This is a genomic window from Lacrimispora sp., from assembly GCF_031982545.1.
Taxonomy (GTDB): Bacteria; Bacillota; Clostridia; order Lachnospirales; family Lachnospiraceae; genus Lacrimispora.
The window spans coordinates 204,258-224,538 of record NZ_DALYXB010000010.1 but is presented as its reverse complement, the minus strand read 5'-3'; the positions used below and the strand labels follow the sequence as shown (position 1 = coordinate 224,538).

Below are 20,281 nucleotides of genomic sequence, written 5' to 3'. Positions count from 1 at the left end.
ATTTTAGAACTTTCCTAACTGTATAAAGTATGATATAGTAAAGAAAGAGCAAATGATAACAGGGAGAGAACAACATGGATTCCAAGCAATATACAGAAGTTTTGATTGATGGCAAGATTTATGCACTTGGCGGCAGTGAAGAAGAGGGGTATATACAGCGCCTTGCCAGCTACATCAATGAGATGATCATAACTTTAAAACGTCGGGAAGGATTCACGAAGCAGAGTGCAGAATACCAGAACGTTATGATAGAGTTAAATATGGCAGATGATTATTTTAAGGCCAGAGAACAAATAGTAAGGTTGGAGCAGCAAAAGACTGAGATGGAGAAGGAAACCTACAGTTTAAAGCATGAGTTGGTTGCAACTCAGATGAAGCTGGAGGCAGTAAAAACAGAACTGGCTGGATTAAAGAAATCTTTTGGTTCAGACAGGAATGAATAAGGCAGGAGGGGGTGTTTCATGGATTTTCCGTGACCTCCTCCTTTTTATCAATCAGAATATAATTACTGAAAATTTTGGAGGCAGATGTGAAAAAAATAGTTGAGATCCTAGCTCCGGCTGGCTCGTTTGAAAGCATGAAGGCGGCAGTTGCCGCAGGCGCAGATGCAGTATATATGGGAGGAAGCCGGTTCGGAGCCAGAGCATTCGCAGAAAATCCAGAAGAGGACAAGCTGCTGGAGGCCATTGACTATGTCCATCTTCACGGTAGAAAACTATATTTAACTGTCAATACTCTTATGAAAGAACAGGAGATGAAGGAACTTTTTGAGTACCTTCTTCCTTACTATCGTCAGGGACTTGATGCTGTTATTGTTCAGGACTTAGGAGTGCTTTCCTTTGTAAGGGAATATTTCCCAGATCTTCCCATTCATGCCAGTACCCAGATGACGATTACCGGAGTCTATGGAGCCGGGCTTTTAAAGGAGCTTGGAGCAGAGCGGGTCGTAACTGCCAGGGAACTGTCTTTAAAAGAGATCCGGCAAATCCACCAACAGGTTGATGTAGAGATCGAAAGCTTTGTCCATGGGGCTCTCTGTTATTGTTATTCCGGCCAGTGTCTTTTCAGCAGTCTCATCGGGGGCAGAAGTGGGAACCGTGGAAGATGTGCCCAGACCTGTCGTCTTCCATTTGATGTGAAAGATAAGGGAAAGACTCTTGGAAAAAAAGAGGAGCGCTACTGCTTAAGTCTGAAAGATTTAAGTACACTGGATCTTATACCGGATATGATAGAGGCTGGAGTCTATTCCATGAAGATCGAGGGCAGAATGAAAAGTCCCAGATATACGGCTGGAGTGGTAAGTATTTACCGCAAATATGCTGATCTGTATCTGGAAAAAGGCAGAAGCGGTTATAAAGTAGAAGACGGAGACAGAAAAGTACTTCTGGATCTGTTTGACAGAGGCGGACAGACAGATGGCTATTATAAGAAACATAATGGCAGAGATATGATAGTATGGAAGGAAAAACCTTCATTCAGGGAGGGGAACAATCAGCTATTTGATATGCTTGACCGCGAATATGTGGATAAGCAGTTAAAAGTGCCCGTTACCGGTGAGATCCTACTTTCAGAAGGGGAAAAGGCTTCCCTGATCCTGGCGTCACAGGAGCATCGCATTGTAATAGAAGGAGATCTGGTGATGACGGCTTTAAACCAGCCGATGTCAGAAGATAAGGTGTTAAAGCAGCTGAATAAAACAGGGAACACTCCATTTTTATTTGAGAACCTGGAGGCAGAAATAAAAGGCAATATCTTTGTTCCCGTTCAGGCACTGAATGATTTAAGGCGCAGAGGTCTGGAAGAGCTGGAGGCAGAGATACTCCGGGAATACAAAATGGAATACCCACAAAATGAATCTTATAGTGAAGGTAATGATGTTTTAAAAGTCCGGGTATCCGAACCGACAAAACTTACCGTTTCTCTGGAAAAACCAGAATGTTTTGATGCAGTGGTTTATAATACCAATGTGAACAGACTTTATATAGAAGCAGCTCATTTTGAACCGGAACAGTGGAATCAATATGTAAATGCGTGCCATGAAATGGGAAAAGAGTGTTATCTGACCATGCCTCATATTTTTCGTACAGAAGCCCAGCTGTTCTTTGACCGTCATCAGAACTATTTAAAAGAAGCCGGATTTGATGGGTTTTTAATCCGCTCCATGGAAGAGCCGGGTTATTTAAAAAAGGCAGGGATAAAAGGAAGTCTTATTTTTGATTTCGGCGTATATGGAATGAATAACCTGGCACAAAAGATGCTCAAGAATCTTGGTGCAGATGAAATCACATGGCCAGTGGAATTAAACAGCAGAGAATTGGAAAAGCTAGAGATTCCGGGAGAACTGTTAATCTACGGTCGTCTTCCAATGATGGTAACGGCGCAGTGCATTCACCAGGGAATGGAGCGGTGTGATAAGACACCGGTCGAATTAAATTTAAAAGACCGTATGGGAAAAGAATTTCCTGTAAGGAACCATTGTGCATTTTGCTACAATTCTATTTATAACACAGCACCCCTTTCTCTCTTGGGATTAAGTGATGCCGTGAGTTCTTTATCACCCGCCTCTTTAAGACTTCAATTTACAACTGAGGGTCCAAGAGAGACAGAAACTATAGTCAAGGCTTTTTCAGACGAGTTTCTAAGGGGGAAAAAGGCAGAAATCAATCTGCCGGAATTTACAAGGGGACATTTTAAACGCGGTATAGAGTAGGTGATTTATGATTAATCTGATAATAGATGTATCCCGGTATCTAATGATACTGCTGGTCGCTTTATACACATTTTTAAATTTTAGATATTTTTCTTTTCAGGATGATAAGAGAAAAAACAGCATTTGCAGGCGGCAGAACATTTTGATGTTTCTGATTCATCTTCTGGCGTATGGAATCATCTGGCTGGAGACAGAAGATGAGCGGATGCTTGTTTTCTATGGAGCACAGGTCCTGTTCTTTTTTTGTTATCTGTTTTTATACCGGCTGTTTTACAGAAACTTATCAAAGCTTTTGGTCAATAACATGTGTATGCTTTTATCCATAGGCTTTATTATGCTCACCAGATTGTCATTTGACAAAGCAGTAAAGCAGTTTACCATTGTAGTTGTGGCGGCGGCAGTAACCTGTATTATACCATTTATCATTGACAGGGTATGGCAGCTTAGTAAGATACCCTGGGTTTATGGCATAGGAGGTGTAATCCTTCTTGGAATCGTGTTTGTTGCGGGAACTACAAGCTATGGAGCCCAGCTTTCCATCGGGGTAGCTGGATTTTCCTTCCAGCCGTCTGAATTTGTAAAGATCAGTTATGTTTTTTTTATCGCTACTATGTTTCACCGCTCTGTCAGTAACCGGACAATTCTTTTAGTCAGTGGTATTTCTGCGCTTCATGTGCTGATACTGGTACTTTCCAAGGATTTAGGCAGTGCACTGATATTCTTTATAACATATGTGTTTATGCTTTTTATAGCAACTGGCAGATGGCGATATTTACTTGGAGGAACGGTGGGAGGAATTTTGGCATCTACACTTGCATTCCAGTTATTTAGTCATGTAAAAACCAGGGTTGCGGCGTGGTTGAATCCATGGTCTGATATTGCTGGAAAAGGATATCAGATCAGTCAGTCCCTGTTTGCCATTGGAACAGGCGGCTGGTTTGGGATGGGGCTTTACCGCGGAATGCCAAGAAAAATTCCGGTTGTGGAAAAAGATTTTATATTTTCTGCCATATCAGAGGAAATGGGTGGGATTTTTGCCCTCTGTGTCCTCTTAATATGCCTTGGATGCTTTTTACAGTTTATGATGATTGCAGGGAATATGCAGGCTGTGTTTTATAAGCTTATCGCCTTTGGACTGGGCATGATCTATGCAATCCAGGTCTTTTTAACAGTAGGAGGAGTGACCAAATTCATCCCTTCAACTGGTGTAACCCTTCCTCTTGTCAGTTATGGGGGAAGTTCGGTGCTAAGTACTTTTATTATATTTGGAATTATCCAGGGACTTTATATTCTAAAGCGCAATGAAGAGGAAGAGGACCAATATGAAAGCTAATTCGAATCCAAAAGCAAATCACCAGATCTTAATTCTAACCTATGGGATTGTTTTACTATTTCTAGGTCTGGTGGTTTATTATGGATACTTTCTTCAGGTGAAGAGCGACAGTGTAATTAATAATTCCTATAATGCCAGACTGGACAGCTTTGCAGACCGGGTAGTAAGGGGAGAGATCAGGAGTAGTAACGGTCAGGTCCTTGCCCGGACTGATGTGGATGGGGAAGGACATGAGACCAGGGTTTACCCATACGATTCCATGTTTGCCCATGCTGTGGGATATTCGGTTAACGGAAAGACCGGGCTGGAGGCCCAGTCTAATTTCTATCTGCTTACCAGCCATGTCAATATCATTGAACAGGTAATTAATGAATTGTCTTCAAGAAAAAATCAGGGAGATAACGTGGTGACAACCCTGGATGTGGATCTTCAGAAAAAGGCGTATGAAGCACTTGGAAAAAGAAATGGGGCAGTTGTTGTAATGGAACCTGATACGGGTAAAATTCTTGCCATGGTATCAAAGCCTGATTATAATCCCAACACAATTTTAAGTGACTGGAATAGTCTGGTTGCAGAGGAAAATACATCAGGTCAGCTGTTAAACCGGGCAACCCAGGGACTGTATCCGCCGGGGTCTACATTTAAGATTGTTACGGCACTGGAATACATCCGGGAAAATCCTGAAAACTATAAGGATTATGTTTTTGACTGTGACGGGATTTATGAAAATGGGGATTACTCCATCAAATGCTATCATGAGACCGCCCATGGGCATCAGAATTTTACCCAGGCATTTGCCAACTCCTGCAACGGAGCCTTTTCGAATCTTGGCCTTATGATGGATTTAAACGGGTTAAGGAACACATCGGAGCAGCTGCTGTTTAATACAGAACTTTCTCTGCCGTTTCCTTCCAACAGAAGTTCTTATATTATGGCACCAGGTGCAGACACGTGGCAGATACTTCAGACTGCCATTGGCCAGGGCCAGACCCAGATTACTCCTCTTCATAATGCCATGATTACTGCGGCCATTGCCAACGGTGGAACTCTGATGAAGCCTTATCTGATTGACCATGTGGAGAATGCCGGAGGAGATATCATTAAGAAATTTGTGCCTCAGGCTTATGGGAATATCATGACTGCGGAAGAATCAGCCAAAATGACAGAATTGATGCAGGCTGTGATCACGGAAGGAACCGGATCTGCTCTTCGGACAGATGCCTATACAGTGGCAGGAAAGACGGGGTCAGCAGAATTCGATAAAAACAAAGAGACTCATGCCTGGTTTGTGGGATATGCACCTGCAGAACACCCAAAGATAGCCGTCAGCGTGATTGTAGAAGAGGGAGGATCTGGGGGAAAAACTGCTGCACCCATCGCCAGATCGCTTTTTGATTTATATTTTTCCAGATAAGGACAGCGATTACACACTTGCATATCATTATAAAAAGAGGTATACTATAGCCAGTCTGTGAGACACACCAAAATCGGGATCCGTATGGATTTTCGGTTTCACTCTGGAGGAATTGCAATGATAGAAGCAACGAGTTGTGGCGGTGTGGTTATTTTTCGAGGTAAAATTCTGGTTTTATATAAGAATTACAAAAACAAGTATGAAGGATGGGTTTTGCCAAAGGGAACAGTAGAAGCGGGTGAAGAGTATAAAGAGACGGCGCTTCGGGAAGTTAAGGAAGAGACCGGAGTAAGTGCGTCCATTATCAAGTACATTGGTAAGAGTCAGTATTCTTTCAATACGCCTCAGGATATGGTGGAAAAGGATGTATACTGGTATCTCATGATGGCCGACAGCTATTACAGTAAACCACAGCGGGAAGAATATTTTATTGATTCAGGATACTATAAGTTCCATGAAGCGTATCATCTTCTGAAGTTTTCCAACGAAAAACAGATTTTAGAAAAAGCATACAATGAATATCTGGATTTGAAGAAGAGCAACCTTTGGGGTAATAAAAAGTATTTCTGAAAAAAGTCAGAGCTGTTTTCCTGACTGTAAAAAGAGCCGGAAAAGCTTCTGCCAAAACTTTTCCGGCTCTTTTCTATTTGATTGTTAAAAAGTTAATTCCAGATCTCTGAATTTAGCCATCAGTGTCTCAGGGTTAAGTTCAAAGATCAGTCCATCCCGTTTTTCGCTTTCCATAACTCTGCCTAAATAGGAACAATGATTAACCATAGGGTCTTCGTGACGTTCGGAGATAATATCCAGATCCTCAACGGCCGCGATTTCGTCTACAACCATACCCCACTGGACACCATCAAGTATCAAAACCATCTCTTTATAAATGGTAGAACGGAACAGATCCTTTGTCTGATCCAGAAGTTTTAAAATAACTGGCATGGATTCGCCTTTTACCCGCTTTAAAACCGTTTGCAGACATTCTGATTCCTGACAGTTTGCACAGTCTCTTTTGCAGTCTTCTGCCTCAGCTGCAGCCTTATGCAGTTTCTCATGAGGTTCTTCTATTTTTTTTAAATGATTGATAATTGACTGATTATCAGTGGTAAAATTATCGTACCATTTTCCAAATGCACACTGGTGGGAATCTTTTGCCAGCTGAAAGGAGCCGCCTTCTTTGATATATCTCTCAAGCTCATTGACCCAGTTGATATGATCCTGCTTTCTGGCATCAATCATCTGTTCAAAGTCTTTGCATTCTTCAACGATGGGCTTTAAACCAAACGTAATGCGTAAATCCATCATATTTATGACCTGGTTCCGGTACTTAAACATTCCGGTGACATTTGCTGGTGCGGCAGGAATGGTACTGTATTCCGGCAACTGTAAAATTGTGGATATGTATTTGCTGTTTATGCAGTATAAAGAACCTGCAATTTTAAATATAATGTAGGGGCATTTAATTTCTTTTTCCATTCTCTTATGGTCCTTACCTTTTTTATTTGCTGTTAATGTTTATTATAAATCTTATTTCCCTATACTTCAACGGGTTTTTGGAAAATATATGTTAAAACTTGAGGAATGTACTATGAATAACTGGAAAATCAGGGTATAATGAGTTAGGATATCTGATTAGATAAGCTTGGAGGAGAGAATTATGCTAAAGTATTTCAGCGGAGATATCTTTAATTCCGATGCGGACATTATCTGTCATCAGGTGAATTGCCAGGGAGTATTTGGACGGGGAATTGCCGGGCAGATTAAAACGATGTTTCCTGAGGTAGAGAAGACATATCGGATTATTACAAAACAGTGGCAGGAGCAGGCCGGCGGAATTACCTCCGGTTTATTAGGCAGGGTTTCAGCACAGCCGGTTGAATTAAATGGCCGGTGGTTTCTGATTGCTAATCTTTACGGACAGGATAAGTATGGAAAGAATGGAATTTATACGGATTATAGAGCGCTTTTGAAGGCTGTAACTGAGATCCGGGATTTTGTAGATGTCAGAGGTAAACTGGAAAAGGTTGCATTTCCCTATGGTATCGGCTGTGGGAATGCAGGTGGAGACTGGAATAAAGTGGAAGAGATTATTAACAGCTGCTTTTCGGATTACCAGGGTGAAGTTCAGATTTGGAAAAATGATTCACAATCATAGATATAACATTGCAGCATAAAGTCAGCAAAAATATCCGGGAGGAACGAATATGGCAAAAGTCAGCTCTTTAAGCCGCAGTATCACTGCTTTTTATGTGGAATGGAGTGCGCTCAATCACTATTTATCATCTTATGAATGCGATAGAAATGGTCTGCCCTATGTTGGATTTTCAGATCCCCGCGTTCAAAAGCTGTGGAAGGGATTGTCTGCTCAGGAGCGGAAGGAAATCATGAAACGGCTGGGCGCAAAGAATGAAACGGAATTGCAGAATTATTTTACTTAATTCCGTCTGGAACGGAAAAGAATGGAGTTTATAGATGTCAGAAAATAAATTTGTGGTTGTAGATGGCTCATCCATGCTGTCAACCTGTTATTATGCAGTTTTGCCCAGAGAAATCATGTTTGCCAAGACAGAAGAGGAAAAACAGAAGCATTATGATAAGATTCTTCATGCAAAGGATGGAACGTATACCAATGCTATCTTTGGTATGCTTAAGATGATAGTATCCCTTATGAAGAAACAGCAGCCCGACCACATCGCCTTTGTTTTTGATAAAACCAGAGATACCTTTCGCAGAGAACTGTATTCCCAGTATAAAGGGACAAGAGGGGCAACACCGGATCCGTTAAAAGAACAGTTTGTACTCATGGAACGAATTTTGGAGGAAGCAGGATTTAAAGTGCTTTACAGCGATCAGTATGAAGCAGATGATTATGCGGGAAGTCTGGTTATGAAATTCAGGGAACAGATCCCCATGATTGTTTTAACCAAGGATCATGATTATCTTCAGCTGGTGAGCGATGAACATAATGTCCGTGCGTGGATGGTTCAATCCCGCCAGGAGAAAGCGGACGAGCTTTATAAAAAATACTATTCTTTTTACGGTTTTGGGAAAGAAGAGATTAATCTTCCGGAAAAAGTTTTCGAATATACATCGGATACGGTTCTGCGTGAGGAAGGCGTAATTCCGGAGCAGATTCCGGATTTAAAAGGAATACAGGGTGATGCTTCTGATAATATTCCGGGTGTAAAAGGGGTTAGCAGTGCAGCACCCTTACTGCTTCAGGAATATGGAACTGTGGAGAATATTTATGCGGCCATACACGAGGCGGAATCAGACAAAAAACGGTTAAAGGATCTCCAGGATTTCTGGAAAAATGATTTGGGTATTTCAAGATCTCCTTATAAAGCCATGACTAAAACCAGTGAAGAGGAACTTTGCGGTGAAAAGGCGGCTTTATTGTCTAAACTTCTTGCTACCATGAAAACAGATATAGAAATTGACTTTCAATTAGAAGATTTTAATGTTTCTTCTTATCTGGAAGAGAAGATTCGGGAATGGCTGATCAGGCTGGATATAAAAGAAGCTTCCATCTTTGGTAACGGAAAGTAAATCCTCTGCGGTATTATTTTATTAGGGTTTGGAGACAATCATACAGAATGTCCCGGATTTTTGTAAAGGAGAAATAAAATGAATAAAATTTATGAAAACATGTCTTCCATTTTAGAAAAGACAATGGCTCTGCAGACTGCTCTCGTTCTTTTTGAGTGGGATAATGAGACACTGGCTCCGGAAGAATCCGGCTCTTATACGGCCAGAGTGATTGGTACTCTTTCTGAGGAGTATTACGGATTTATGACTGGTGATGAAATGGGAGATGCAATAGCAGCGTGCGAAAAAGAATCAGATTTATCTGAGATACAGCAGGCGGTTTTGAAAGGCGCAAAGGAAGCCCGTGAGGAACTGATTTGCATCCCGAAAGCGGAATACAGAGAGAATGCCCAGCTCATAGCAGAAGCAGCGAGAGTGTGGGTTAAGGCAAAAAAGAATGAAGATTACGATTCTTTTCTGCCTACGTTAGAGAAGGTGATTAATTATAAAAGAAAAGTTGCCTCCTATCGGAAGAAAGAGGGACAGAAGCTTTACGATGTCCTTCTTGCCGAATATGAGAAGGGCTTTGATACAGAGCTTTTGGATGAATTTTTCGGCAGACTGAAGGAAGAGATCATTCCTCTTCTAAAAGAAATTAAAGAGAAAGGAAAAGAAATTGATGATTCCTTTCTTACCGGAGGCTACCCCGTAGAAAAGCAGGAGGAGATGGCACGTTTCCTTGCTGAATACATCGGTTTTGACTTTAAGAAGGGCGTATTGTCTGAGAGTGCCCACCCATTTACAACCAATCTTCACAATCACGATGTCCGGATCACAACCAGTTATCACGATAAGATGGACAGTTCCATGTTCTCTGTGATTCATGAGGGCGGTCATGGACTTTATGAATTGGGTATCGGCGATGAGATCACTCAGACGCCTGTGGGACAGGGAACTTCTATGGGGATGCATGAATCCCAGTCCAGATTTTATGAAAATATCATTGGACGTAATCCCAACTTCTGGATTCCTCTTTATGTTAAATTAAAAGAGCTTTATCCGGACAAGCTGGATTCTGTGTCTATTGATCAGTATATGGAAGCCATAAATAAGGTTGATCCCGGATTTATCCGTACAGAAGCAGATGAACTGACCTACAGCCTCCACATTCTGATCCGTTATGAACTGGAGAAGATGATTATGGAAGAAGATGTGGATTTAAAGAAGCTGCCGGAAATCTGGGCTGATAAATACGAAGAATATTTAGGCATCCGTCCGGAACAGGTTTCAAAAGGAATTTTACAGGATATTCACTGGTCTCAGGGGTTATTCGGTTATTTTCCTTCCTATGCACTTGGGAACGCTTTTGGAGCCCAGCTTTATTTCCATATGAAAAAAGAAATGGATTTTGATCAACTTTTAAGAGATGGAAAGCTGGATGTCATCAAAGAATATTTACGAAGCCATATCCATCAGTACGGAAAGATGAAGACCAGCCGTGAGATCTTAAAGGCCGCAACAGGAGAAGACTTTTCCCCGGAATACTTCATTGATTATCTGAAAGAAAAGTACCGCAAGATTTACGGATTATCATAAAAATACATGCCTGCAGATAAGATATAGTCAGGACACATATGCAGGATTGATATGCGTATGAGAAAAGAGGTTAATTATGGGGAATATCAGAAAAAGTGCTATGGAACTTATTGGCAATACTCCTTTGCTGGAACTTTCCAATTATGAAAGGAAACATGAGTTAAAAGCTTCTATCATTGCAAAGCTGGAATCTTTTAACCCGGCTGGCAGTGTGAAAGACAGAGCAGCCTTAGCCATGATTGAGGATGGGGAAAAACGAGGCACAATTAAAACAGGTGCCACCATCATTGAACCTACTTCCGGGAATACCGGAATTGGAATTGCCAGCATTGCCGCCATGAAAGGCTACCGGGCAATCCTTACTATGCCTGAGACCATGAGCGTGGAAAGAAGGAATCTTTTAAAAGCGTATGGGGCTGAAATTGTGCTTACGGAAGGAACAAAAGGAATGAGAGGCGCAATTGAAAAAGCAGAAGAGCTGCAAAAGGAGATAGAAGGTTCGGTTATTATGGGACAGTTTGATAATCCAGCTAATCCGGGAATACACCGTGAAACAACCGGACCTGAAATATGGGCGGATACAGATGGGAAAGTCGATGTGTTTATTGCAGGGATTGGATCAGGCGGAACTATTACCGGCGCTGGAGAATTTTTAAAAGGTAAAAATCCGGACATCCGCATAGTTGGGGTAGAACCGGCAGGATCACCCATTCTTTCAGGGGGAAAGCCGGGTCCTCATGGAATCCAGGGACTTGGGGCCGGTTTTGTGCCAGCCGTACTCAAGACGGATATATACGATGAAATCATACCTGTAGAGAATCAAGATGCATATGAAACCGGAAAAGAAATCGCTAAAACAGAAGGAATTCTTGTGGGTATCTCCTCTGCCGCAGCGGTATGGGCTGCCAAAGAAGTAGCAAAACGGCCTGAATTCCAAGGCAAAACAATCGTGGTGATTCTTCCTGACACAGGTGACAGATATTTGACAACGCCCCTTTTTTCTTAAATCGCCCGTATCAAAAAGCCAGGGATTCTTAAGGGAATCACTGGCTTTTCTAAATTAAGTTCCATCTTTCCAGTTCTCTGAATAATAATAATTGATTTCGGCTCCGAAAAACAGGATGGAGATGCAGGAATAAAGCCATAACATCAAAAGGACGATGGCAGTCAGGCTTCCATACATCACTGAATAGTTGCTGAAGTTACTAAAATAGATAGAAAAAGCAAAGGAGAAACCGATCCAGCCAAGGGTAGAAAAGACGGCACCCGGGAGCTGCTTCATAAATTGCTGTTTCTTTTCAGGTACATAGGTATAAAGCATGGCAAAACACAAGGTGAGAATAAATAAAAGCATGGTGCGAAAGCTGATAACATATCGGGTGATCTCACCAAGGATAGGAAAATGATGGTTCATAAATGACTGTATGGAACCTCCCAGTACCAGAAGTACAAGCGTCAGAAGACAGATGATGATGAATACAACCGTATAACAGGCACAGACAAAACGGGTCATTAGATAGCTCCGCTTATTCTCCTGACCAAAAACCCGGTTTAATCCCCGCACTATGCTCAACATGCCTCTGGAGGCGGACCAGACCGCGGCAATGGCAGTGGCAGATAATATAGCCGCAGGAGTGTGAGTATAAAGATCTTCAATTACGGTAACGATGACGCTGTCAATCTCTAAGGTGCTTGGAATGATTGTGATTAAAACCTGGAGCAGGTTTGCTTTTGTAATAGATGGGATAAACTGAATCATTGCTAATAACAGCATAATAAACGGAAAAGCAGCAATTATGGTAAAAAATGATGCCTGTGCTGCATAGACAGTCATTTCATCTCTGGTAAATTTGTCGTATATCTGCTTGCAGCGCAATAACAAACGTATCATAATAAACTCTTCCCTTCTTATCTCGTATAAGCATATTAACATGGCAGAAAGAAAATATCAAGGGATCACCTTTTTGGCAGAAAAAGAAAGAGAGGACGGATGCATGGAGCTCATTCCTGCAAAAACAATTGTAACAAAAACAAAGGATTCCGGGTGGTTCGGGATTGATTATAATATGAATATTTACAGGGGATGCAGTCATGGGTGTATTTACTGTGACAGCCGTTCGGACTGTTATGGAATAGACCGGTTTGATCAGGTTCGGGTCAAAGAGGATGCCCTGCGGATTATCCGGGATGATTTAAGACGAAAGGTAAAAAACGGAGTGGTGGGCACTGGGGCTATGAGTGATCCTTATAATCCACTGGAAAAGGAACTGGAACTTACCAGACATGCGCTGGAATTAATTGATGCCTTTGGTTTCGGTGCAGCGATTGCAACAAAAAGCAATCTGCTTAACAGAGATATTGATATACTGGAAAGTATAGCAGATCATTCTCCTGTGCTGTTAAAAGTTACGGTTACAACCACTGACGATGCCCTGGCGGCTAAGTTAGAACCAAGAGTTTCCAGACCTTCTGACCGGTTGTCTCTCATTGCGGGGTTAAAGGATCGGGGACTGTTTGCAGGGATTCTCCTCATGCCAGTGCTTCCTTTTTTGGAGGATCATGAGGAGAATATACGTTCAATCATAAATGCCGCAAAAGAAACCGGTGCCGATTTTATCTATCCGGCTTTTGGGGTCACACTTCGTAACAATCAAAGAGAATGGTATTACGACCGCTTAAGGGAGTTATTCCCCGGGGAACATCTTGACGAAAAATATATGAAACAGTATAAAAATAATTATCATTGTACCAGTCCAAAAGCGCGTAAATTATGGCAAATATTTTCTGAAGAGTGCGAGCGCAACAGGATTCTGTATAAAATGCCGGATATCATTCATGCTTATAAGAAAAACTACCAGATAACCCAGTTAAGCCTGTTTGATTAAAGCATACCGTTCTGACAACCAAAACTAGTTACAAATTCTCTGGCTATGTTTGAAACATAGCCATTTTTTTTATAAACTGCTGCAATCTGAGTGACTGTATCAGGAGAATCAATCTCTTTAAACATAAGGTTATCCTGCACCGTGATATCGCAGATGGATTGAGGCACCAGTGCAATCCCAAGTCCGGCTTTTGCCCATTGAAGACAGGTTCGTGCATCGTCATTACGGCAGAATATATCAGGCTCTATGCCACTGTTTTGAAATGCAAGAGATATGATGGAATCGAATCTGCGGTAATAAATCAGCGGCTTTCCCGTTAATCCGGTGATGCTTACTTTCTCATCTGATATCTCCGAAAAAAAATCTGGAACACCCACTGCCATAATCGGTTCTTTTTTACCATAGACACATTCCAGTCCTTCCGGATTAAAAGGTGTCCGTATTATAGAGCACTCAACCAGTCCGTTTTTCATCTTCTCCAGCAGCTCATAGGTATTTCCCTCTGTCACTTCAAACCGGACACCTGGATAATCTGCTGTAAAATATTTCAGAAAATCCACAAGAACGGTTCCCGCTGAGGAGATGACTCCCAGCTTTAAAAGGCCTCTGGCAGAAGAAGGGAAGTGTTTTAAATCTTCTGATACGGAGTCCATCAGAGATAAAATATCTCTTGCTTTAAAATATAAATAAGTGCCTGCTTCTGTAAGTTCTGTTTTTTTTGCTCCCCGCTCAAAAAGTCTGACCCCTAATTCCTCTTCCAAAAGCATGATCTGTTTGCTTAAAGGTGGCTGGGATATTCCCAGTTTCTTTGCGGCAGCTGTAAAACTGCCGGTTTCCGAAATGACTGTAAAATAATAAAGTTGTTTTGAATTAATCGGAACCATATGGTACATCCTCTATTCATAAGATTTTCAATTTGTACTTGTATTATTATACCAAAATGATATAATAATACAAGGCATTATTCTAAAAAAGTATTGATTACGGAGGAAAAGGAAAATGAAAAAGCTCCTTAAATATCTAAATGAGTATAAGCTGGAAAGTATCCTGGGGCCTTTGTTTAAACTTCTGGAAGCCAGCTTTGAGCTTTTAGTGCCTTTGGTTATGGCCAGAGTCATTGATATTGGAATTAAGAATCACGATCTGCACTATATTCTTTCTATGGGCGGATTGCTGGTGTTGTTAGGCATTATAGGGCTTGCCTGCTCCATTACCGCCCAGTACTTTGCAGCAAAGGCAGCAGCTGGATTTGGTACCTCACTGAGAAATGATTTATTTGCCCATATCAACAGCCTGTCTTATCAGGAAATTGATACCGTAGGGACTGCGACTCTGATTACACGAATGACCAGCGATGTGAATCAGGTTCAATCAGGGGTCAATCTGTTTTTACGGTTGTTTCTCCGTTCACCCTTTGTGGTATTTGGTGCAATGATCATGGCATTTACCATAGATTTTAAGGCTGCTCTTATATTTGTGGTTTCCATACCTGTGCTTTCTGTAGTCGTATTTGGCATTATGATTATTAGTATGCCTTTATATAAGAATGTACAAAAACAGCTGGATCGGGTTCTTCTGACTGCAAGAGAAAATTTAGGCGGAGTTCGTGTGATACGTGCCTTTAACCGTCAGAATGATGAAATCCGCCGGTTTGATGAAGAAAACGGCATGCTGGTAAAATTTCAGGTGTTTGTAGGAAAGATCTCTGCACTGATGAATCCTCTTACTTATGTCATTATTAACCTTGCAATCATAGTTCTGATTAACACTGGTGGAAACCGGGTTGAATCGGGTATCATCACCCAGGGTCAGGTGGTGGCTCTGGTAAATTATATGTCTCAGATACTGGTGGAACTGGTTAAACTGGCAAACTTAATTATCACCATATCTAAAGCGCTGGCCTGCGCCAACCGGATCAGTTCCGTATTTTCCATGGAACCGGGAATCAGGGAGACAAATCACGATATTGTGAAAGAAGAAGCAGATGTACCCAAGGTGGAATTTGATAAAGTCAGTCTTTTTTATCAGGGCGCAAAAGCAGAATCACTGGCCGGAATTGAATTTCAGGCTATGAAAGGTGAAACAATTGGAATTATAGGCGGAACCGGTTCGGGTAAAACCACACTGGTAAATTTAATTCCCCGATTTTATGATGTATCTAAGGGAAATGTTAAAGTGGGAGGGGTTGACGTCAGAAATTATCCTCTCAGCCAGCTGAGAAATATGGTTGGAATCGTTCCTCAAAGAGCCGTATTATTTAAAGGGAGCATCAGGGAAAATATGCAGTGGGGAAAAAAAGATGCCTCTGATGAAGAGATTTACCGTGCCCTTACCATTGCTCAGGCTAAGGATTTTGTGGATGAGAAGGGCGAAGGTCTTGACTTTATTATAGAGGCAGGAGGTAAGAACTTATCAGGAGGCCAGCGTCAGCGTCTGACCATTGCCAGAGCGGTTGTGAAAGATCCCCAGATTCTCATATTAGATGACAGCGCTTCAGCCCTGGATTTTGCCACAGATGCCCGCCTTCGTAAGGCGATTAAAGAAGAAACAAAAGACATGACAGTATTTCTGGTATCCCAGAGAGCTTCCACAATCAGAAATGCAGACCGAATCGTTGTTTTAGACGACGGACAGATGGCAGGCTGCGGAAAGCATGGTGATTTAATGGAATCCTGTGAAGTTTACCGTGAAATCTGCCTTTCCCAGCTGTCTGAAAAGGAGGTGCAGTAATATGAATATAAAAAAGCACAAGTCCACAATTAAACGGATTTTAAATAAGATTGCAAAGTATAAATGGAGTGTTATGGCCTCCCTGTTCTGTGCATTTCTGACCGTGGTTTTCACTTTGTATGTTCCCATATTAATAGGACGTGCAATTGACTGTATTGCAGGTGAAGGAGCGGTAGACTTTAGCACCATGGGTATGATACTTTTGCAGATTGCTGTTGTTATACTGATTACTGCTGCAGCACAGTGGGTTATGAGCCATATTAACAATCAGATTACCTATCGTGTGGTAAAGGATATCAGAACCCAGGCATTTAACAAACTGGAGATTCTTCCTTTAAAGTATATCGATTCCCATGCACACGGGGATATCATCAGCAGAATTATTGCTGATATTGATCAGTTTTCAGATGGTCTGCTCATGGGATTTACCCAGCTTTTCACTGGAGTTTTAACAATCCTTGGAACATTGTTCTTTATGTTTTTTATTAATCCGGTGATTGCTGCCTTAGTTGTGCTTGTTACACCGCTGTCCCTGTTTGTGGCAAGCTTTATTGCAAAAAGAACTTACAGTATGTTCCGGATGCAGTCTCAGACCAGGGGAGAGCTGACTTCACTGGTGGAAGAGATGTTAGGCAATCAGAAAGTGGTGAAAGCCTTTGCTTATGAAGACGAAGCCCAGAAAAAATTTGAAGACATCAATGAAGACCTTCGTATATGGGGGCTGAAAGCAACATTTTTCTCTTCCATCACAAACCCGGCAACCCGGTTTGTAAACAGCCTTGTATATGCGTGTGTAGGAATTGCAGGAGCATTTGCTGCAGTCAATGGCGTTTTATCAGTGGGACAGCTGTCCAGCTTTCTAAGTTATGCCAATCAGTATACCAAGCCGTTTAATGAGATTTCAGGTGTGGTAACAGAACTTCAAAACGCACTTGCTTCTGCTGCCAGGGTATTTGAATTAATTGATGAGGAAATAGAAGTACCAGATGACAGCAATGCGATTGTACTGGATGATGCAAAGGGTGAGGTGGTACTGGAGCATGTTGACTTCTCCTACAGTCCCAATGTACCTTTGATTGAAGATATGAATCTTCATGCAGGGCAGGGAAAGCGGATCGCCATTGTTGGTCCCACCGGCTGCGGAAAAAGCACTGTCATAAACCTGCTTATGCGTTTTTATGATGTAAATGCCGGATCCATAAAGGTTGATGGAAACGATGTGCGGCACATAACCAGGAAAAGTTTAAGATCTGAATATGGAATGGTTCTTCAGGAAACCTGGTTAAAGACAGGTACCATAAGGGAGAATATTGCATACGGGAAGCCGGATGCTTCAGAAGAAGAAATTATTACAGCGGCCAAAGAAGCCCATGCCCACAGCTTCATTTCCCGAATGCCTCAGGGATATGATACAATCATATCAGAAGATGGAGGAAATTTATCCCAGGGACAGAAGCAGCTTTTGTGCATTGCCAGAGTTATGCTCTGCCTGCCTCCAATTCTTATTCTTGATGAGGCGACTTCATCCATTGATACAAGGACGGAATTGAAGATACAAAAGGCGTTTGCGAAAATGATGGAAGGACGTACCAGTTTTATTGTTGCCCATCGTCTTTCCACAATCAAGGAGGCAGATGTCATACTTGTCATGAGAGATGGTCATATTATTGAACAGGGAACTCATGAGGATCTCCTTACTAAAAATGGCTTTTATGCTCAGCTTTACAATAGCCAGTTTGCAGTATAATTCGGCAGAATAATTTGAAAAGGCACTGGGAAAATATGAAATTTGTATTTTTCTGGTACCTTTTCTTGTATTATTGACATATTTCTTATAAAATAGGAGAGATAGTACGATATCTAATAGAGAGAAATTTAGTAAGAGGGGAAAAAGTATGTTTGAAATTGCTATTTGTGATGATAGTATCGGCGACAGAGAGCGTTTAACAGAACGAATTGGAAAAAATATGCCGGAAAGCGACAAGTTCCGCATCCACGAATATGATTCAGGAATCAGTCTTCTGGCAGCGATAAAGAACATCAGATTTTCTATTATATTTCTTGATGTCCAGATGAATGAAATGAATGGAGAAGAAACAGCAATCAGGGTTCGTCAGCTGGATAATAATGTGATACTGGTTTTTTATACCGGTTTTGCAGAACCTTCGCCCCGTAGTTTTGAAGTTCAGCCGTATCGGTATATTATGAAGAATATGACTGATGAAGTTATGGACCGGTACATAAGGGATTCTCTTGATAAAATGATTGAACTGGGACAAGTACCGCTTCTTTCTGCTAATGTAAACCGAGAACGATTATTTCTCAAAGCAGATGATATTGTATATATCGAGAAATATAAGAAGAACACCAGGGTTCATCTTTCCGAAAATTCTATACGAATTTATGGAATTAGAGATTTAACAGACTGCGATATTCCGGATATAAGGATGCCAGATAAACTGGAAAATATTTATGAGCGTCTTAAAAAGTATGGATTTGGCTATCCTCATGACAGTTATATCATTAATTTTAAATATTTAACATATTGTACAAGTAAATTACTACGGCTTAAGGGTGTTGATAATATGTTTCAAATTACACGTAGCAAAGCACAGGAATTTCATATGTTAAAAGAAGAATTTATGTTATCAAAATATAAGGATGGCAATTAAGATGGAAAATAATTTGTTTTCATTGAGTAAATTTTTATTCTGCAGTGCTGATATATATATGCTGAGTAGATTTTTTGCATCTATTTACCCTTACAAAACTTCTCTCAAAAATCGCTATATTTATGGTATTTCAGTCACGTTTATAATTTTTATGATAAATTCTATCGGTAGTAGTGCGTTAAATTTTACTACTGTTCCAATTTGTTATTATATCTTTGTTTTGTTGCTATTTAAAGTATCATTAACCAATGGTATTGCGTATACAATAATATATTTTGCTTTTGTGGGTGGCAGAGAAGTTTTGTTTGAACTTTTATATCGATTAATAATTCACAATCTACCCTTATACATACCACCATGGTTTACTACCGGGGGAGTTTATTTTCTAACTGTAGAATATTTTTTTGGATATCTATTTTTGCTATATATTGAAAAATATATTAAAAAAATTAATATTACCAACAATAATGTTTTTTCGTGGTATTTGCTTATTGTACCAATTTTGTCACTTATGATTTCGAGTTGTTTTGTGTATATGGATTTTCCAAAGCCATTTTCAGTGCAGATATTCATGTGTTCCGGAGCAGTATTGTTATACTTTTCTAATGCAGCAATTTTTATAATTTTAGAGAAATATACTGATATGATGAATAAAATAAAGTATGCAGAACTTTATTCGGTGAAACGAGATATGGAATCTGAACATTTTAAAAATATCCTAAAAATCAATGATCATTATCGATGTTTTATGCATGACGTACATTCATATTTCGGCAGTTTTCGTTTACTTGCTTTAAATGGTGAAAATGATAAAATCGTAGAAATCATTGATGAATTAAAGGGTAAAATACAAAAAGAAACCAATATAGCGATTTACAGCAGTAATCCTGTATTTAATGCCATTTTATCAGAACGTATTACAAAAGCTAAAGAGTTGGAAATAGAAATATCACTCTTTGTTGAAAAGAATATAAAATTTGATTTTATTTCAGATGCTGATATGATATCTTTATTTGGCAATTTACTTGATAATGCAATTGAAGCGGCTGAAAAATGTGAGATTGGAAAACGGAATGTAAATATAAAGGTCTTTATGGGAACGAACTATTTCTTAATTTTTCATATTGAGAATAGTTTTTCTATGAAAGTGAAAAAAGCTGGAGACAAGTTAATAACTTCAAAGAGTGATTCTAAACATCACGGTCTTGGTATTGGTATCGTAAGATCCCTGGCTGAAAAATATGGTGGCTCTTTAAATCTTATTCAAAAAGATGATTTATTTTTAACGACACTCGCAGTTTCTGCTTTTACAGAGGGTTAGAGTGCAAATTTTGGAACCTAACGTGTATAATTTTGGCACTTAGCTTGAAAATTGTAAATTAGTGTTATATTATGAAATAAAAAAGGAGTGAG

At 40.5% G+C, this 20,281-nt stretch carries 18 protein-coding genes; 15 read left to right on the top strand and 3 right to left on the bottom strand.

Translation table 11 applies throughout. From position 1 onward, the window contains the following. The first annotated feature begins 74 nt into the window (after positions 1-74). The 5 genes from ABS301_RS17915 (at position 75) to ABS301_RS17895 (ending at position 6,027) form a co-directional block, all read left to right on the top strand. Positions 75-443 (top strand): cell division protein ZapA, encoded by a 369-nt coding sequence (locus ABS301_RS17915; RefSeq protein ID WP_349673499.1) that lies wholly within the window; start codon positions 75-77, stop codon positions 441-443. Between the two features lie 134 nt (positions 444-577). Next, positions 578-2,710, top strand: a complete 2,133-nt coding sequence (locus tag ABS301_RS17910) for a U32 family peptidase (protein WP_349673557.1) — start codon at positions 578-580, stop codon at positions 2,708-2,710. Positions 2,711-2,717: 7 nt separating this feature from the next. Then, positions 2,718-4,043 (top strand): FtsW/RodA/SpoVE family cell cycle protein, encoded by a 1,326-nt coding sequence (locus ABS301_RS17905; protein ID WP_349673498.1) that lies wholly within the window; start codon positions 2,718-2,720, stop codon positions 4,041-4,043. Continuing rightward, positions 4,033-5,457, top strand: a complete 1,425-nt coding sequence (locus ABS301_RS17900) for a peptidoglycan D,D-transpeptidase FtsI family protein (protein WP_349673497.1) — start codon at positions 4,033-4,035, stop codon at positions 5,455-5,457. Before ABS301_RS17905 ends, ABS301_RS17900 begins: the two co-directional genes overlap by 11 nt. Positions 5,458-5,574: 117 nt before the next feature. Further along, on the top strand, positions 5,575-6,027 hold the full coding sequence (locus ABS301_RS17895) for an NUDIX hydrolase (RefSeq protein ID WP_097005819.1): 453 nt from the start codon (positions 5,575-5,577) through the stop codon (positions 6,025-6,027). 84 nt (positions 6,028-6,111) lie between these two features. On the opposite strand, the gene ABS301_RS17890 is transcribed toward ABS301_RS17895, so the two are convergent. After that, positions 6,112-6,933 carry a CZB domain-containing protein gene (locus ABS301_RS17890; RefSeq protein WP_349673496.1) on the bottom strand — a complete coding sequence of 274 codons (822 nt, stop codon included), beginning with the start codon at positions 6,931-6,933 and terminating at the stop codon, positions 6,112-6,114. Positions 6,934-7,114: 181 nt separating this feature from the next. On the opposite strand from ABS301_RS17890, the gene ABS301_RS17885 reads away from it, so the two are divergent. The 5 genes from ABS301_RS17885 to cysK all read left to right on the top strand — a co-directional run bounded on the left by ABS301_RS17885 (position 7,115) and on the right by cysK (position 11,587). Further along, positions 7,115-7,612, top strand: a complete 498-nt coding sequence (locus ABS301_RS17885; protein WP_349673495.1) for a macro domain-containing protein — start codon at positions 7,115-7,117, stop codon at positions 7,610-7,612. A gap of 49 nt (positions 7,613-7,661) precedes the next feature. Further along, complete coding sequence (locus ABS301_RS17880) at positions 7,662-7,895, top strand: hypothetical protein (protein WP_104437625.1); 234 nt, start codon at positions 7,662-7,664, stop codon at positions 7,893-7,895. Positions 7,896-7,929: 34 nt separating this feature from the next. Further along, positions 7,930-9,006: a 5'-3' exonuclease gene (locus tag ABS301_RS17875; RefSeq protein WP_349673494.1), complete on the top strand. Its 1,077-nt coding sequence runs from the start codon at positions 7,930-7,932 to the stop codon at positions 9,004-9,006. A gap of 78 nt (positions 9,007-9,084) precedes the next feature. Beyond that, positions 9,085-10,581, top strand: a complete 1,497-nt coding sequence (locus tag ABS301_RS17870; protein WP_349673493.1) for a carboxypeptidase M32 — start codon at positions 9,085-9,087, stop codon at positions 10,579-10,581. Positions 10,582-10,657: 76 nt separating this feature from the next. Continuing rightward, entirely contained in the window at positions 10,658-11,587 is a 930-nt protein-coding gene (gene cysK / locus ABS301_RS17865) for a cysteine synthase A (RefSeq protein ID WP_349673492.1), read from the top strand. Between the two features lie 54 nt (positions 11,588-11,641). On the opposite strand, the gene ABS301_RS17860 is transcribed toward cysK, so the two are convergent. Continuing rightward, on the bottom strand, positions 11,642-12,472 hold the full coding sequence (locus ABS301_RS17860) for a YihY/virulence factor BrkB family protein (RefSeq protein ID WP_349673491.1): 831 nt from the start codon (positions 12,470-12,472) through the stop codon (positions 11,642-11,644). A 103-nt stretch (positions 12,473-12,575) separates the two neighbouring features. Between ABS301_RS17860 and ABS301_RS17855 the strand changes: the two genes are divergently transcribed. Then, on the top strand, positions 12,576-13,466 hold the full coding sequence (locus tag ABS301_RS17855; protein WP_349673556.1) for an SPL family radical SAM protein: 891 nt from the start codon (positions 12,576-12,578) through the stop codon (positions 13,464-13,466). On the opposite strand, the gene ABS301_RS17850 is transcribed toward ABS301_RS17855, so the two are convergent. Next, complete coding sequence (locus tag ABS301_RS17850) at positions 13,463-14,350, bottom strand: LysR family transcriptional regulator (protein WP_349673490.1); 888 nt, start codon at positions 14,348-14,350, stop codon at positions 13,463-13,465. The genes ABS301_RS17855 and ABS301_RS17850 overlap by 4 nt on opposite strands. A 115-nt stretch (positions 14,351-14,465) precedes the next feature. Here ABS301_RS17850 and ABS301_RS17845 point away from each other — a divergent pair, with 115 nt between their 5' ends. The 4 genes from ABS301_RS17845 to ABS301_RS17830 all read left to right on the top strand — a co-directional run bounded on the left by ABS301_RS17845 (position 14,466) and on the right by ABS301_RS17830 (position 20,189). Next, a complete protein-coding gene (locus ABS301_RS17845) occupies positions 14,466-16,196 on the top strand; it encodes an ABC transporter ATP-binding protein (protein ID WP_349673489.1) in 1,731 nt (576 codons plus the stop codon). A gap of 1 nt (position 16,197) precedes the next feature. Continuing rightward, the gene (locus ABS301_RS17840; RefSeq protein ID WP_349673488.1) at positions 16,198-17,943 is read left to right on the top strand and encodes an ABC transporter ATP-binding protein; all 1,746 of its coding nucleotides are present in this window, start codon (positions 16,198-16,200) and stop codon (positions 17,941-17,943) included. 148 nt (positions 17,944-18,091) lie between these two features. Further along, positions 18,092-18,868, top strand: a complete 777-nt coding sequence (locus ABS301_RS17835; protein WP_349673487.1) for a LytR/AlgR family response regulator transcription factor — start codon at positions 18,092-18,094, stop codon at positions 18,866-18,868. A gap of 1 nt (position 18,869) precedes the next feature. Then, positions 18,870-20,189 (top strand): sensor histidine kinase, encoded by a 1,320-nt coding sequence (locus ABS301_RS17830; protein WP_349673486.1) that lies wholly within the window; start codon positions 18,870-18,872, stop codon positions 20,187-20,189. Positions 20,190-20,281: the final 92 nt, after the last annotated feature.

Coding starts and splice junctions, on each gene's coding strand:
- ABS301_RS17915 (WP_349673499.1), top strand. CDS start 75: ATGGATTCCAAGCAATATACAGAAGTTTTGATTGATGGCAAGATTTAT.
- ABS301_RS17910 (WP_349673557.1), top strand. CDS start 578: ATGAAGGCGGCAGTTGCCGCAGGCGCAGATGCAGTATATATGGGAGGA.
- ABS301_RS17905 (WP_349673498.1), top strand. CDS start 2,718: ATGATTAATCTGATAATAGATGTATCCCGGTATCTAATGATACTGCTG.
- ABS301_RS17900 (WP_349673497.1), top strand. CDS start 4,033: ATGAAAGCTAATTCGAATCCAAAAGCAAATCACCAGATCTTAATTCTA.
- ABS301_RS17895 (WP_097005819.1), top strand. CDS start 5,575: ATGATAGAAGCAACGAGTTGTGGCGGTGTGGTTATTTTTCGAGGTAAA.
- ABS301_RS17890 (WP_349673496.1), bottom strand. CDS start 6,933: ATGGAAAAAGAAATTAAATGCCCCTACATTATATTTAAAATTGCAGGT.
- ABS301_RS17885 (WP_349673495.1), top strand. CDS start 7,115: ATGCTAAAGTATTTCAGCGGAGATATCTTTAATTCCGATGCGGACATT.
- ABS301_RS17880 (WP_104437625.1), top strand. CDS start 7,662: ATGGCAAAAGTCAGCTCTTTAAGCCGCAGTATCACTGCTTTTTATGTG.
- ABS301_RS17875 (WP_349673494.1), top strand. CDS start 7,930: ATGTCAGAAAATAAATTTGTGGTTGTAGATGGCTCATCCATGCTGTCA.
- ABS301_RS17870 (WP_349673493.1), top strand. CDS start 9,085: ATGAATAAAATTTATGAAAACATGTCTTCCATTTTAGAAAAGACAATG.
- cysK (WP_349673492.1), top strand. CDS start 10,658: ATGGGGAATATCAGAAAAAGTGCTATGGAACTTATTGGCAATACTCCT.
- ABS301_RS17860 (WP_349673491.1), bottom strand. CDS start 12,472: ATGATACGTTTGTTATTGCGCTGCAAGCAGATATACGACAAATTTACC.
- ABS301_RS17855 (WP_349673556.1), top strand. CDS start 12,576: ATGGAGCTCATTCCTGCAAAAACAATTGTAACAAAAACAAAGGATTCC.
- ABS301_RS17850 (WP_349673490.1), bottom strand. CDS start 14,350: ATGGTTCCGATTAATTCAAAACAACTTTATTATTTTACAGTCATTTCG.
- ABS301_RS17845 (WP_349673489.1), top strand. CDS start 14,466: ATGAAAAAGCTCCTTAAATATCTAAATGAGTATAAGCTGGAAAGTATC.
- ABS301_RS17840 (WP_349673488.1), top strand. CDS start 16,198: ATGAATATAAAAAAGCACAAGTCCACAATTAAACGGATTTTAAATAAG.
- ABS301_RS17835 (WP_349673487.1), top strand. CDS start 18,092: ATGTTTGAAATTGCTATTTGTGATGATAGTATCGGCGACAGAGAGCGT.
- ABS301_RS17830 (WP_349673486.1), top strand. CDS start 18,870: ATGGAAAATAATTTGTTTTCATTGAGTAAATTTTTATTCTGCAGTGCT.